Below are 13,257 nucleotides of genomic sequence, written 5' to 3'. Positions count from 1 at the left end.
TCCCCGAGGACCCTGCAGGAGACCCTGGCGCTGTTCACCGGCAAGAAGGTCAACGCGCTGGTCTACAACGAGCAGACTTCCGGCCCGCAGACCGAGAAGGTCCAGCAGGCGGCCAAGGCGGCCGGCATTCCGGTCGTCCCCGTCACCGAGACCCTGCCCAAGGGCGAGGACTACCTCGGCTGGATGACCGCCAACGTCGACGCGCTCGCGAACGCGCTGGCCAAGTGAGGCGCCCCGGCCCCAACGCTACGTCCCACGGCAGACCACCCTGTCTCCCCGACATGAAGACATGAAGGAGTCTTCATCTATTCCTGTATCGTGCCATGCATGACTTCCACGCTCACCTCGCCCTCGGCCGACCGAGCCGTGTCCGCGCGGTCCGGCGCCTTGCCCCGGCGGCGTACGCGGCTCCTCGCGCTGCCCGAGGTCCGCTGGGCCGCCGCGGCCACCGTGCTGTTCCTGCTCGCGCTGCCCTTGCAGTTCGCCGGAGCGCCTGCCTGGACCTGGGGTCCGCTGTACGCGCTGTCGTACGTCACGGGTGGCTGGGAGCCGGGCTGGGAAGGGCTCAAGGCGCTCAAGGACAAGACCCTCGACGTCGATCTGCTGATGGTTGTCGCCGCGCTCGGCGCCGCGTCCATTGGGCAGGTGATGGACGGTGCCCTGCTGATCGTCATCTTCGCGACCTCGGGTGCCCTGGAGGCGCTCGCCACCGCCCGCACCGCCGACTCGGTACGCGGACTGCTCGACCTCGCCCCCGCCACCGCCACCCGGATAGGCCGCGACGGCACCGAACAGACCGTTCCCGTCGAGGAGTTGGCGGTCGGCGACACCGTCCTCGTACGGCCCGGCGAGCGCGTCGGAGCCGACGGCCGGGTGCTGGACGGCGCCAGTGAGGTGGACCAGGCGACCATCACCGGCGAACCGCTCCCCGCGACGAAGGCGCCCGGCGACGAGGTGTTCGCCGGCACCCTCAACGGCACCGGCGCGCTGCGGGTCCGGGTCGAACGCGACGCCTCCGACTCGGTGATCGCCCGGATCGTGCGGATGGTGCAGGAGGCGTCCGAGACGAAGGCGCCCACCCAGCTGTTCATCGAGAAGGTCGAACAGCGCTACTCGCTGGGCATGGTGGCCGCGACGCTCGCCGTGTTCGGTGTTCCGCTCGCCTTCGGCGAGGCGTTCTCCGAGGCGCTGCTGCGCGCCATGACCTTCATGATCGTGGCCTCGCCGTGCGCGGTGGTCCTGGCGACCATGCCGCCCCTGTTGTCGGCCATCGCCAACGCCGGCCGGCACGGTGTCCTGGTGAAGTCGGCGGTGGCGATGGAACGCCTCGGCCAGGTCGACGCCGTCGCGCTGGACAAGACCGGCACCCTCACCGAGGGCACGCCGCGCGTCACCGACGTACGGCCGCTGCCCGGATGCGGGCTGGACGAGGACGCGTTGCTGACGCTCGCCGCTGCCGCCGAGCACCCCAGCGAACACCCGCTGGCCCGGGCCGTCGTGGCCGCGGCACACGAGCGCCGCCTCGCACTGCCCACCGCACAGGATTTCGCCTCCGCGCCCGGGGTCGGGGTGCAGGCCCTCGTCGACGGCCGTACGGTCGAGGTGGGCGCCCCGGCCCGCCTGCTCGACGGCGTCGACGGTGACGGCAGCCCGGTCGCTGCTCTCGCCGAGGAACTGGAACAGTCCGGCCGTACCGCCGTCCTCGTCGTCGTCGACGGCGCCCCCGCTGGGGTCCTCGGCATCGCGGACCGGCTGCGCCCCGACGCCGCCGCCACCGTCGCCTCCCTCACCGCCCTCACCGGCACCGCGCCGATCCTGCTCACCGGCGACAACCCCAGGGCCGCCGCCCGGCTGGCCGCCGAGGCCGGCATCGAGGACGTGCGTGCCGGGCTGCTGCCGCAGGACAAGACGGGCGCGGTCCAGGAGTGGGAGGGCGCGGGCCGCAAGGTGATGGTCGTGGGAGACGGTGTCAACGACGCTCCCGCCCTGGCCGCCGCCCACATCGGCGTCGCCATGGGACGGGCGGGCTCCGACCTCGCCCTGGAGACCGCGGACGCGGTGATCGTCCGCGACGAACTCGCCGCCGTCCCCACCACCGTCGCCCTCTCCCGCCGGGCCCGGAAGCTGGTCGTGCAGAACCTGGTCATCGCCGGCGTGTTCATCGCCGGCCTCGTCACCTGGGACCTGGTCGGCACCCTTCCGCTGCCGCTCGGCGTCGCGGGCCACGAGGGCTCCACGGTCCTCGTCGGCCTGAACGGACTGCGCCTGCTGCGCGAGGCGGCCTGGCAGCGGGCGGCGACCGACGGGACCGACGGAGGATCCGACTGACGGGGTGAGGGCCCGTCAGTGCCCCGGCGCCGGGCCGCTGCTGCGCCGGATCACGAGGTCGACCGGGACCAGGGAGTCGACCCGGGGTGGCTCGCCGGGGCCGTCGAGCCGGTCCAGCAGCAGGCGCAGCGAACGCGTGCCGATCTCGGCGAAGTCCGTGCGTACGGTGGTCAGCGGGGGCAGGAAGTGCGCGGCCTCGGGGATGTCGTCGTAGCCCACGACGCTGACGTCGTCCGGGACCGAGCGGCCGGCGTCGTGCAGGGCGTGCAGCAGGCCGAGGGCCATCTGGTCGTTGGCGGCGAACACGGCCGTGACATCCGGGCGCCGGGCCAGCTGTCGGCCCAGCTCGTAGCCGGAGCCGGCGCTCCAGTCGCCGATCAGCGGGGCCGGGACCTCGGCGCCGGCCGCCTCCAGACACGCCTGCCAACTGCCCGTGCGGTAGTCGGCGGAGGTCCAGCCGGTCGGGCCCGCGATGTGCCAGACGGTGCGATGGCCGAGCCCCAGCAGATGTTCCGTCGCCTTGCGGGCGCCGGTCCGGGAGTCGCCGGTGACCTGCTGGGTGTCGGTGTCGAGGCCGTTCTCCAGCACGACCAGCGGGGTGTCGAGGCGGGTGTCCGCCAGCGCCTTGCCCACCCACAGCTGCGGCGCGATGGCGATCACCCCGTCCGCGCCCTCGGCCGACAGCCGGTTCACCGCCTCGACCACCGTGTCCGGCTCGGCGGTGTCCAGCGCGATCGAACTCAGCAGGTAACCGGCCTCCTGGGCCGCGGTGTTGATCGCGGTGAGGATGGAGGCGGGGCCATAGCGGGCGGCGTCGAAGGAGATCACGCCGAGCATCCGGGTCTTGCCGCTGGCCAGCGACCTGGCACTGCGGCTCGGTCGGTAGCCCAGCGTCCGCATGGCCGTCAGAACCGTCTCGCGCGTCTCGGGCCGCACCGACGGATGGTCGTTGAGGACGCGTGAGACGGTCTGTTTGGAGACACCGGCCAGCCGGGCCACGTCGTCCATCACCGGACGCGAGCCCGCGAAGTTCCGTCTGCTGCGCCCCCTCGGAGCGGTGCCGTCGGCGGAGCTGCGGGTCATGATGGCTGCTTCCTCGACATCGGCACGGCGGTGGTGTCCCGCCCCGGCAGACCCCCAGCATAGGCAGGCCGGCGGGGCGGGATCCCGGACGGGCGCAGCCTCAGCCCGCCGGTCGGACCGTCCACGTCCGGCTGCTGATCCACTCGGCACGTGTCACGGCAGCCGTCCGCGCCGCGTCCCTGGCGTTCCGCGGCACGTGGACCCTGGCGTCGGCGTGCAGCGGGAGGACCCGCACCCGCAGCGCCGCCCCCGCCGGGAGCCGTCCGATGTCCCAGACCCGCCCCGAGAAGAACTGGTCGGCGACCAGCGCGTCCCCCACGTACGCCCGCCCCACGTCCCCGCTCCAGTGCAGCCGCAGGACGGCCCCGTCCGGAAGATCCTCCGGTACGTCGATGAGGTACTCGGCGGCCACAGAGTCGAAGTACTTGTCCGCGGGCGCGCTCGCCCGGCCCAGCACGCCCGTCGAGGGCTCGGGCGCCGGACCGGCAGGCCGGACGAGGGTGACCGGCACCGCGGAAGCCTCGCCCTCCGCGCCGCCGCCCCCGACGGTGTAGCGGGCGAACACCCCGTCCGCCTCACCGGTCACCGTCCGACCGTCGACCACCAGCGCATGCTCCGGCGCGGGCAGCACAGCGAACGACGGCCGTACCGAAGTGCTGTGGACCCGTACCTCATCACGGTCGAAGACGACTCCGTCCGCGCACAGCACCAGCCGCTCGGCGCCCCACGCCTCGCCCCGGTAGACGGTACGAGCCGTCGCGGAGTCCAGCACCAGCAGACCGACCCGCCGGCCGTCCACCGTCTCCACCTCGACCAGCGCGTCGGTGCCGGGCCGCAGACCGGTCACCAGGATCCGTCCGTCGGCCTCGGCGACGTCGCCGGACGGTGCGCTCACCGACTTCACCGTGCCCGCGTCCAGGGCCAGTTCGGGCGCGATGCCGTCGGTGGCGGCCAGCACCAGGACCGAACGGCCGTCCGGGCCGACCGTGCACACCGGTTGCGCGGTCGCCCACTCCAGCCGCACACCCGCGACGTCGAGCCGCAGCGGCCAGCAGAAGTAGGCCCCGGCGGGCACGGTCACCGGCGAGCTGGGCAGCGTCAACGTCTCTGCGCCGCCCGGGAATTCGACCGTGAAGGAGGTGTCCGGACGGTCGGGCAGGGGTTCGTGCGGCTGGTGGTTGTTGACGAACAGGAAGCCCGAGGTGCCGTCCGCGCGGACCGCCCAGCGCAGGGTGTTCCGGTCGTGCTGGCCGTCGGGCCGCTGTTCCGGCAGTACGGACTCCATGGGGGCGATGAGGTGGCCGAAGTCCGCCAACAGCAGGTGCTGGAGGCGCAGTTCGTCGTACGAGGGGCGGTACTGGCCGTACTCGCCAAGGGGCGCCTGGAAGTCGTACGTCAGGACGGGCAGGTCGTTGGGGTAGTCGGTGGCGTGGGACTCCTGGAGTGTGGACAGTTCCCCGGCCGGATTCGTGCCGCCGTGGAACATGTAGTAGCCCTGCCACACCGAGCCACAGCCGATCTTGGTGAGCCCGAGCGCGCCGATGTCGGCGGCGTCCAGGCGCGGCCGCCGGTGGTAGGCCACCGCCATGCCGCCGCCCAGCTCGCAGGTGGCCCACGGGAATCGGTCCGCGAAGGCGTCCGGGTCGCCGCCCCGGACGGTGGTCGGCCGCAGATCGGCGCCGATGCCCTCGTCGTCGCGCTGGTGGGTGAAGAAGAAGTGCTTGCGGCAGGTGTCGGGCCAGCCGCCGTCCGCCTCGGTCCAGAACGCCTCGGGGTAGCCGCCGTACAGGGGGAGCAGCTCGTCGCCCGGGAGCTGGACGCCGCCCCACGCGGTCGACGTCCACATCGGTGCGCTCAGGCCGGCTTCCAGGGCGAGGTGCTTCAGCGTCCGCAGGTGGCCGGGCCGGTCGTAGAGCTCGTTCTCGATCTGGATCGCGATGATCGGGCCGCCGTGGCCGCGGTCGAGGCCGCGCAGTTGCTCGGCGATGGCCGCGAACCAGCCGCGCACCGGCTCCAGGTACGCCGGGTCGTCGGTGCGGGGTGTGCAGGCGCGGGCCAGGAGCCAGTCGGGCAGGCCGCCGCCCCGGACCTCCGCGTGGGACCAGGGGCCGACGCGGGGGATGAAGTCCAGGCCGTGGCGGGCGCACAGCTGGGCGAAGCGGCGCAGGTCGCGGTTGCCGTCGAAGCGGACGCGGCCCTCGATCTCCTCGTGGTGGATCCAGATGAGGTAGGAGGCCACGGCGGTCACGCCGCCCGCCTTCATCTTCAGCAGTTCCTCCTCCCACTCCCCGGCGGGGTAGCGGGAGTAGTGGAACTCGCCGGAGACCGGGAACCAGGGGCGACCCCCGCGGGTGAGCCAGCGGCTGGTCACCTCGATCGGGTCGGTGACGCCGGGCGCGTCGGCGAACGGGACGTGACCCGTCAGAGGTGGAGCGGCGGGTGCGGGGATGCGCAGGCGGTGTGGGCGGGTCACCAGGTGTTCTCCGGTCCGAGGTCGGGAGTGTCGGTGAGCTGGGCGCGGGTTGCGGTGGTGGCGTGCAGTTCCAGGACGACGAGGTCGTTGGTGCCCTGGCGCAGGACCGGGGCGGGGACGTACAGGGTGTGCTGCGGGCCGCGGTTCCAGTAGCGGCCGAGGTGGAAGCCGTTGATCCAGGCCTGGCCCTTGGTCCAGCCGGGCAGGGCCAGGAAGGTGTCGGCCGGGGTGTCGACGTCGAAGGTGCCGTGGTGGAAGGCGGGTTCGGCGGCCGTCGCGTCGGACGGCTCGAACGGCACCGCGTCCAGGGTGTCGAGGGGCAGGGGGTGGCAGTCCCAGCCGCGCAGGGCCGCGCCATTGAAGGCGACAGGACCGAGGAGGCCCTTGGGGGCGCCGATGCGGGGGCCGTAGTTGACACCGCCCATGTTCTCGACGAGGACCTCCAGCGTGGCGCCGGGGCGCGGGACGCGTACGGGGAGGGTCTCGTCGTGGCGTTCGCGTTCCAGTACGCCGACGGGGGCGCCGTCGACGAAGACCTGGGCGCGGTCGCCGACACCGCCGGCGAAGTGCAGCAGGCCGTCGCCCGCCGCCTCGAAGGTCGTGCGGTAGAGGGCGTAACCGGTCTGCACGCCCAGGTCGTTCATCGTGGCCGGGTCGTCGGTGCGGACCGGCTCGGCGAGGGTGGGCGCGTGGGGGAGGAGCGGGGCTCGACGGTCCAACTCCACGGTGGCGTGCGGGAGTTTGGGAGCGGGCGCGGGGGCCGGCTCGTCGGGGACGGGCGCGTGGCGGGCGATGACCTCGCGGAAGGCGTGGTACTTGGGGCCGGGGTCGCCGCACTCGGTGAGCGCGGCGTCGTAGTCGTAGGACGTGACGGTGGGCTCGTAGGCGTGCTTGTGGTTGGCGCCGTTGGTGAAGCCGAAGTTGGTGCCGCCGTGGAACATGTAGATGTTGACCGACGCGCCCGCGGACAGCAGGCGGTCCAGATCGGCGGCGGCGTCGGCGGCGTCCCGCACATGGTGGGGCCCGCCCCAGTGGTCGAACCACCCGATCCAGAACTCCGCGCACATCAGGGGGCCCTCGGGCTGGTGCCGGCGCAGCTCCGCCAGGTTCTGGTCGACCCGGCTGCCGAAGGTGGCGGTCGCCAGGACACCGGGCAGGCCCCCGGTGGCCAGGTGCTCGGGATTGGCCTGGTCGCAGGTGAAGAGCAGCTCCTCGACGCCCCGGGAGCGGAAGGCCTGTTCGAGGTGCTTGAGGTAGGCGGAGTCGTCACCGTAGGCCCCGTACTCGTTCTCCACCTGTACGGCGATCACCGGGCCGCCCGCCGCGGCCATGTGCGGCAGCAGCGGGGGCAGCAGGGCGTCGAGGTAGCGGTCGATCGCCCCGGTGAAGCGCGGGTCGCTGGTGCGCAGCCGGATGTCGTGGTCCGCGATCAGCCACGCGGGCAGACCGCCGTCGTCCCACTCGGCGCAGATGAACGGACCCGGGCGCAGCAGGACGTGCAGGCCCTCGGCGTGGGCGAGACGCAGATAGCGGGGCAGGTCGAGGAAGCCGTCAAGGACGAGGGGGCCGTCCGGATCGGGCTGGTGGAGGTTCCATGGCACGTATGTCTCCACCGAGTTGAGCCCCATGAGGCGGGCCTTGCGCAGTCGGTCGGCCCACTGGTCGGGGTGGATCCGGAAGTAGTGCATCGCGCCGGAGATGATCCGGAACGGCTCGCCGCGCAGCAGAAAACCGTCGGGCGACGTCGTGAGAGCGGACATACGGAAGCTTCCCTTCACCATGAAGTGCGCAGCGGGTTCAGCGAGTTCGGGTACTGCGGATCAGCCAGAGCGTGGCGGCCAGGCACAGCGCCGAGACACCGGACAGCAGGAGCGGGACGGCGCGGATCCCGGACCACTCGATGGCCTTGCCCAGCGCCGGACCCGCCACCACGCCGCCGACCATGGAGGCGGCGATGACCACCGCTCCTGCTCTGCGAGCCTGCGGGGCAGCCCGGTTGAGCCACGGCAGCCCGGTCGGGAAGATCGGCGCGATGAACAGGCCGACACCGGCGTACGCGTACGGGGCGAGTGCCGGGATCGTGGCGAGCAGCAGGCACACCGTCATGCCCGCGCACGAGACCGTGATGATGGCCTGGGCGGAGAAACGCAGCGCGATCGGGGCGACCAGGAAGCGGCCGACGGTCATCATCAGCCAGTACACGGACGTGGCCGTCGCGGCGAATCCGGCGCCGTGGCCGACGGTCTGCAGATGGGTCGGCTCCCAGCCGCCGACCCCGGCCTCGATGCCGACGTGCAGGACATACAGGGCGACGAACACGGCGAGCACGGAGCCGAGGCTGCGGGCGAGGACCTGGCCGTCGTAGGACTCACCGGCCGTCTCGGACGGCTGCGGCGCCCGGTCGCGCACGCCGCGCAGGCACAGCAGCAGCGGCAGGTTGGCCAGCGCGAAGCAGAGGAAGACGGCCGGGTAGTGCGCGGCGCCCACCAGGCCGATCAGCACCGGGCCGAGGATCGCGCCGATGCCGAAGTGAGCGTTGAGGATGTTGAGCATGGCGGTCGAGCGGTGGCCGAAGCCGACGGCGAACAGCTGGTTGAGGCCGTAGTCGATACCGCCGAACCCGAGCCCGGCCAGCAGGGCCATGGCCAGGGCGGCCGGCCAGTTCGGCGCCAGCGCGACGCCCGCCGCGCCGACGGCCATCAGCAGATACGAGGCGCCCAGGATCCGCCGGTTGCCGATGCGGCCGTAGAGCCGGTCGAAGAGCAGCACGCCGGCCACCCCGCCGACGAAGTGCGCGCTCAGCCCGAGGCCGGCCGCCGACGGGGACAGGCCGAACTCCTCGCGGAAGGCGGGAATCGCGGGGCCGTACAGGGCCTGGAGGGCGCCGATGAGCATGAAGCCCACCCAGGATGCGACTACGGCGGCGGGGCTGAAGACCCGGGGGGCCCGGGGGAGCGGGGGTGCCGGGGTCACTGTCATGAGGCGTGATGTTACCGGTAACATCACGCCGCTCGTCAAGGTCCGTGCGCACACTTCGGCGGGGGCTCGGTGGTCGCGGACGGCGAGCGATCTGGACTGCCAGTACAGGATCTGGACGTGTAGTCTAGAAGCGCTCGATGGACGGAACGCCGAGTCGAGGGCGGACGGGTCGAGGGCGGACGGGGAGTGCGCGATGGTGGCCGAACAGGCCCTGGAATCCGAGCGGGACGCGATCGTCGCCGCGCTGACGCCGGTCGTCGACGGGCTCGCGGCCACGTTCGGGCCGATGTGCGAGGTGGTCCTGCATGACTATCGGCGGCCGGAGAAGTCCGTGGTCGCCGTTGCCGGTTCGGTGACCGGGCGGGCCGTGGGCGGGGCGATGAGCGAGATCGGCATGCGGATCGTCGCGCGCGGCGACGGGGCCGACGACGAGCTGAACTACGTCACCCGGACCCGGGGTGGCAAGCTGGTCAAGGCGTCCACCATGGTGCTGCGGGACTCCACGGGCACCGTGTTCGGCGCGCTCTGCGTCAACCTCGACGTCACCGCCGTCGGCGACGCCCACGCTCTCCTCGGCGCCCTCGCCGGCATCGGCGGCACCCCGGCCGAGGTGCCGGTCACCACCTTCGGCAACGACATCGACTCCGTCGTCGACGCCATCCTCGACGCCCACCAGCTCCGCCAGAACGGCAGTTGGGCCGCGCTCGACCGTGCCCAGCGCCTGGAGCTGTTCCGTGGCCTGGACGAGCGGGGCGTCTTCGGGGTGCGGCGCGCGATCGAACAGGTCGCTTCACGGCTCGGCATCTCCCGCGCGTCCGCCTACAGCTATCTGTCGCAGGCGCGGACCGATGCCCGGACGGCGACGGACCGGGTGACGGACCGGGCGGCGGCAGACGGAGCGACCCATCGAGCGCCGGACAGCGCGACCGACCGCACGACCGACCCCACAGTCACCGACGAGACATCCCCTGGAGGACACGCGTGACGACCACCACCCCGCCGGTCACCCTCGACGACGTCCGTGATGCCGCCGCGCGGCTCAAGGGCGTCGCGCACCGCACGCCGGTGCTGCGCTCGCGGACACTCGACGCACTCGTCGGTGCAGAGGTCTTCCTCAAGTGCGAGAACTTCCAGCGTGTCGGCGCCTTCAAGTTCCGCGGCGCCTACAACGCGGCCTCACGGCTCACGCCGGAGCAGCTCACCCGCGGAATCGCCGCCTACTCCTCCGGGAACCACGCCCAGGCCGTCGCCCTGGCCGCCCGGGAACTCGGCACCACCGCGGTGATCGTCATGCCCGAGGACGCCCCGCCGTCGAAGCGGGCGGCGACCGTTGGCTACGGCGCCGAGATCGTCACGTACGACCGCTACACCGGCGACCGCGTCGCGATCGGCGAGGCCCTGGCCGCCGAGCGCGGCCTCGCCCTCATCCCGCCCTACGAGCACCCGCATGTCATCGCGGGTCAGGGCACCGCGGCCCTCGAACTGCTCGAAGAGGTGGGGGAGTTGGGTGCACTCATCACGCCGGTCGGGGGCGGCGGACTGATCGCCGGCAGCTCCACGGTGGCCAAGAGCCTGCACCCGGACATCCGGATGATCGGCGTCGAGCCGGAGGCCGGCGACGACACCAAGCGATCCCTGGAAGCGGGGCGGCGCATCAGCATCCCGGTGCCGCACACCATCGCCGACGGGCAGGCCCTGCACACACCCGGAGAACTGACCTTCTCCGTGAACCGGCGGCTCGTCGACGAGATCGCGCTGGTCGGCGACGACGAGATCCGGGACGCGATGCGGTTCGCGTTCGAACGCCTGAAGATCGTCGTCGAGCCGAGCGGGGCCACCCCGCTGGCCGCCCTGCTCACCGGCCGGGCGGGTGCGCTGCCGCGCAGGGTCGGTGTGATCGTCTCCGGCGGCAACGTCGACGCAGAGCGCTTCGCCGAACTCTGCGGGAAGCGGGCCTGAGCGGGCGTCCCCCGATTGGCGGCCCCGGATGGACGGGCGGACCATGGAATGGTAGAGGGCCGGACCGCCGGCGGCGATGCCCAGGGCCGCCGGGGAGACCGGCCCAGGCCGCGATGAACCGCGGCCGGAAGGGAGCGCGTCATGGTGTTGGAAGTGAAGCCGCTCGAGAAGCCCGACGAGCGCCGTGATTTCCCCCGCGGCCACCTCGAAGCCGTCCACATGACAGATCTCGACTTCGCCGTGGCGACCTTCGAGCCCGGCTGGCGCTGGTCGGAGTCCGTGGGCCCGATCGCGGGCACCGAGAGCTGTCAGATGCACCACAACTGCTACATGGCCCAGGGCCGTCTGCACATCCGCATGGACGAGGGCGGCGAACAGGAAGTCGGCCCCGGAGACGTCTTCGTCTGCTCGCCCGGTCATGACGCCTGGGTCGTCGGTGACGAGCAGGTCGTGCTCTACGATTTCCAGGGGCAGACGGCGAGGGAGTACGCGAAGAAGTAGCCGGCGAGGGAGTAACGCGAAGAAGTAGCGCCGGGCGTCCCGCGCCGGCTCGTCACACGGTGACGACGACCTTCGCGCGTGCGTGCTCCACCTCCACGTACCGGATCGCCTCGGCCGCCTCGCTCAGCGGATACGTCCGCTCGACGGCCGGGGCGATCTTCCCGGACTCGGCGAGTTCGCGCAGCGCCGCGAGGTTCGCCCTGCTCTGCCTGGCCGGGAGTTCGAGCAGCCGCTGACGGGCGAACGGCGCTGCCAGCCGCCTCTTGAAGAAGAGCCCCATCGGTCCGACGACGCTGCCGCCCTCGTAGACACCGCCGCCGGACAGTACGAGCGTGCCGCTGGGAGTGATCGCGCGCCGGAACTCGGCCAGCGAGTGGTTGCCCACCAGGTCCAGTACGACGTCGTACCGTCGGCCGCCCCGGGTGAAGTCCTCGCGGGTGTAGTCGATGACGTGATCCGCGCCGAGTGAACGGACCAGGTCCACGTTCCGTGTGCTGCACACCGCGGTCACCTCGGCGCCGTACGCCTTGCCGAGCTGTACGGCGAACGTGCCGACCCCGCCCGACGCGCCGTTGACCAGGACCGTCTGGCCTTGCTGTACCCGCCCCACGTCCCGCAGCCCGATGAGGGCGGTGTTCCCGGCGAGGGGTATCGCGGCCGCCTGCTCGAAGGTCAGGTTGGCCGGCTTCGGGCCCACCATGCCGTCCTTGGCACACACGAACTCCGCGAAGGCGCCGTCGGCCTCGCCGAACACCTCGTCGCCGGGCTTGAGCCCCATGACCCCGCTGCCCACGGCTTCCACGCGGCCGGCGAAGTCCCGGCCCCGAACCCTGGCCTTCGGCCTGGAGAGCCCGAAGACCAGACGGGCGATCTTCGGGTCGCCGTGCATCAGGTGCCAGTCGTAGGCGTTGACCGAGGCCGCATGCACCCGCACCAGCACCTCGTCGGCCGCCGGCACCGGAGTGTCGACGTCCCTGAACTCCAGCGTGTCCGCCGAACCGTACCTGTCCTGAACCACAGCCTTCATGGGATCCCCCCTCTGTTTCTGGCGACAGTACGGAAGTTCCGCAGAACCGGATATCGGGGATGAACCCTGATCTTCTCCGGAACCGACCCCCGGCTTGCCCCGACGAGACCGATCGGTTTACCCTGACACCAGGACGGAAACCGATCGGTTTCCCGCGCCTTTGTCGAACAGCTGGGAGAGACCCATGACCACCATCGAAGGCTCCGTCGCCCTGGTGACCGGCGGCAGCCGCGGCATCGGCCGCGCCCTCGTCGCCGCCCTCTACGAGCGGGGCGCGAAGAAGGTGTACGCCACCGCCCGCGACCCGCGTACCGTCACGCACCCCGACGCCGTGCCGCTCGCACTGGAGGTGACCGACCCCGCGTCCGTAGCGGCGGCCGCCGAGCAGGCGCAGGACGTCACCCTGCTGATCAACAACGCGGGAGCCTCGGTGAACGCGAACTTCCTCGACTCGCCCGTCGAGGACGTCCGGCGTGAATTCGAGACCAACTTCTACGGGCCGCTCCTGGTCACCCGGGCCTTCGTCCCCATCATCGAGCGCAACGGCGGCGGCCACATACTCAACGTCCACTCCGTGCTGTCGTGGCTCGGCCTGGCCGGCTCCTACAGCGCCTCCAAGGCCGCCTTCTGGTCACAGACCAACTCGCTGCGACTCGATCTGCAGCCGCGCGGCATCGGCGTCACCGGCCTGCACGTCGGATACGTCGACACCGACCTGACCTCCGGCATCGACGCGCCCAAGTCCACGGCCGAGAGCGTCGCGGCCCAGGCCCTCGACGGGATCGCGTCCGGTGCCTACGAGGTCCTGGCCGATGACATCTCGCGGCAGGTCAAGGCCGGCCTGGCGGCCGATCCGGTCGCCCTCTACCCGCAGCTCGCCGCCGCCTGACGACCCCTGATCGCCCCT

The 13,257-nt window shown here is 72.1% G+C and carries 11 protein-coding genes; 6 read left to right on the top strand and 5 right to left on the bottom strand.

The features are described 5' to 3' along the window. The coding region (locus tag ACTMVF_RS36690; protein WP_441275391.1) for a metal ABC transporter solute-binding protein, Zn/Mn family at window positions 1-228 on the top strand (228 nt) is incomplete at its 5' end. 99 nt (window positions 229-327) lie between these two features. After that, window positions 328-2,328: a heavy metal translocating P-type ATPase gene (locus ACTMVF_RS36685; RefSeq protein ID WP_441275390.1), complete on the top strand. Its 2,001-nt coding sequence runs from the start codon at window positions 328-330 to the stop codon at window positions 2,326-2,328. A gap of 15 nt (window positions 2,329-2,343) precedes the next feature. Here the strand turns inward: ACTMVF_RS36685 and ACTMVF_RS36680 are convergent, their stop codons facing one another. From ACTMVF_RS36680 to ACTMVF_RS36665, 4 genes are all read right to left on the bottom strand, one after another. Beyond that, window positions 2,344-3,411, bottom strand: coding sequence for a LacI family DNA-binding transcriptional regulator (locus ACTMVF_RS36680; protein WP_441275389.1), 1,068 nt, complete (start codon window positions 3,409-3,411; stop codon window positions 2,344-2,346). Between the two features lie 100 nt (window positions 3,412-3,511). Then, on the bottom strand, window positions 3,512-5,884 hold the full coding sequence (locus ACTMVF_RS36675) for a beta-galactosidase (protein WP_441275388.1): 2,373 nt from the start codon (window positions 5,882-5,884) through the stop codon (window positions 3,512-3,514). Continuing rightward, window positions 5,881-7,644, bottom strand: coding sequence for a beta-galactosidase (locus tag ACTMVF_RS36670; RefSeq protein WP_441275387.1), 1,764 nt, complete (start codon window positions 7,642-7,644; stop codon window positions 5,881-5,883). Before ACTMVF_RS36670 ends, ACTMVF_RS36675 begins: the two co-directional genes overlap by 4 nt. Before the next feature lie 37 nt (window positions 7,645-7,681). Next, window positions 7,682-8,863: an MFS transporter gene (locus tag ACTMVF_RS36665; RefSeq protein WP_441275386.1), complete on the bottom strand. Its 1,182-nt coding sequence runs from the start codon at window positions 8,861-8,863 to the stop codon at window positions 7,682-7,684. 193 nt (window positions 8,864-9,056) lie between these two features. Between ACTMVF_RS36665 and ACTMVF_RS36660 the strand changes: the two genes are divergently transcribed. The 3 genes from ACTMVF_RS36660 (at window position 9,057) to ACTMVF_RS36650 (ending at window position 11,323) form a co-directional block, all read left to right on the top strand. Then, window positions 9,057-9,848: a helix-turn-helix transcriptional regulator gene (locus tag ACTMVF_RS36660; RefSeq protein ID WP_441275385.1), complete on the top strand. Its 792-nt coding sequence runs from the start codon at window positions 9,057-9,059 to the stop codon at window positions 9,846-9,848. Next, a complete protein-coding gene (locus tag ACTMVF_RS36655) occupies window positions 9,845-10,822 on the top strand; it encodes a threo-3-hydroxy-L-aspartate ammonia-lyase (protein ID WP_441275384.1) in 978 nt (325 codons plus the stop codon). Before ACTMVF_RS36660 ends, ACTMVF_RS36655 begins: the two co-directional genes overlap by 4 nt. Before the next feature lie 144 nt (window positions 10,823-10,966). Then, entirely contained in the window at window positions 10,967-11,323 is a 357-nt protein-coding gene (locus ACTMVF_RS36650) for a cupin domain-containing protein (RefSeq protein ID WP_441275399.1), read from the top strand. Window positions 11,324-11,375: 52 nt separating this feature from the next. On the opposite strand, the gene ACTMVF_RS36645 is transcribed toward ACTMVF_RS36650, so the two are convergent. Then, window positions 11,376-12,350 carry an NAD(P)-dependent alcohol dehydrogenase gene (locus tag ACTMVF_RS36645; protein WP_441275383.1) on the bottom strand — a complete coding sequence of 325 codons (975 nt, stop codon included), beginning with the start codon at window positions 12,348-12,350 and terminating at the stop codon, window positions 11,376-11,378. 184 nt (window positions 12,351-12,534) lie between these two features. On the opposite strand from ACTMVF_RS36645, the gene ACTMVF_RS36640 reads away from it, so the two are divergent. Continuing rightward, entirely contained in the window at window positions 12,535-13,239 is a 705-nt protein-coding gene (locus ACTMVF_RS36640; RefSeq protein ID WP_441275382.1) for an SDR family oxidoreductase, read from the top strand. The last annotated feature ends 18 nt before the right edge of the window (window positions 13,240-13,257 follow it).

Origin of the sequence: Streptomyces sp. SD31 (assembly GCF_052068475.1) — a bacterium.
Taxonomy (GTDB): Bacteria; Actinomycetota; Actinomycetes; order Streptomycetales; family Streptomycetaceae; genus Streptomyces.
The sequence above is the reverse complement of the archived record's forward strand: the minus strand, read 5'-3'. Positions and strand labels throughout refer to the sequence as shown.

What these genes read in the sequence shown, in the direction of transcription:
- ACTMVF_RS36685 (WP_441275390.1), top strand. Translation starts at nt 328, where the DNA reads ATGACTTCCACGCTCACCTCGCCCTCGGCCGACCGAGCCGTGTCCGCG.
- ACTMVF_RS36680 (WP_441275389.1), bottom strand. Translation starts at nt 3,411, where the DNA reads ATGACCCGCAGCTCCGCCGACGGCACCGCTCCGAGGGGGCGCAGCAGA.
- ACTMVF_RS36670 (WP_441275387.1), bottom strand. Translation starts at nt 7,644, where the DNA reads ATGTCCGCTCTCACGACGTCGCCCGACGGTTTTCTGCTGCGCGGCGAG.
- ACTMVF_RS36665 (WP_441275386.1), bottom strand. Translation starts at nt 8,863, where the DNA reads ATGACAGTGACCCCGGCACCCCCGCTCCCCCGGGCCCCCCGGGTCTTC.
- ACTMVF_RS36660 (WP_441275385.1), top strand. Translation starts at nt 9,057, where the DNA reads ATGGTGGCCGAACAGGCCCTGGAATCCGAGCGGGACGCGATCGTCGCC.
- ACTMVF_RS36645 (WP_441275383.1), bottom strand. Translation starts at nt 12,350, where the DNA reads ATGAAGGCTGTGGTTCAGGACAGGTACGGTTCGGCGGACACGCTGGAG.
- ACTMVF_RS36640 (WP_441275382.1), top strand. Translation starts at nt 12,535, where the DNA reads ATGACCACCATCGAAGGCTCCGTCGCCCTGGTGACCGGCGGCAGCCGC.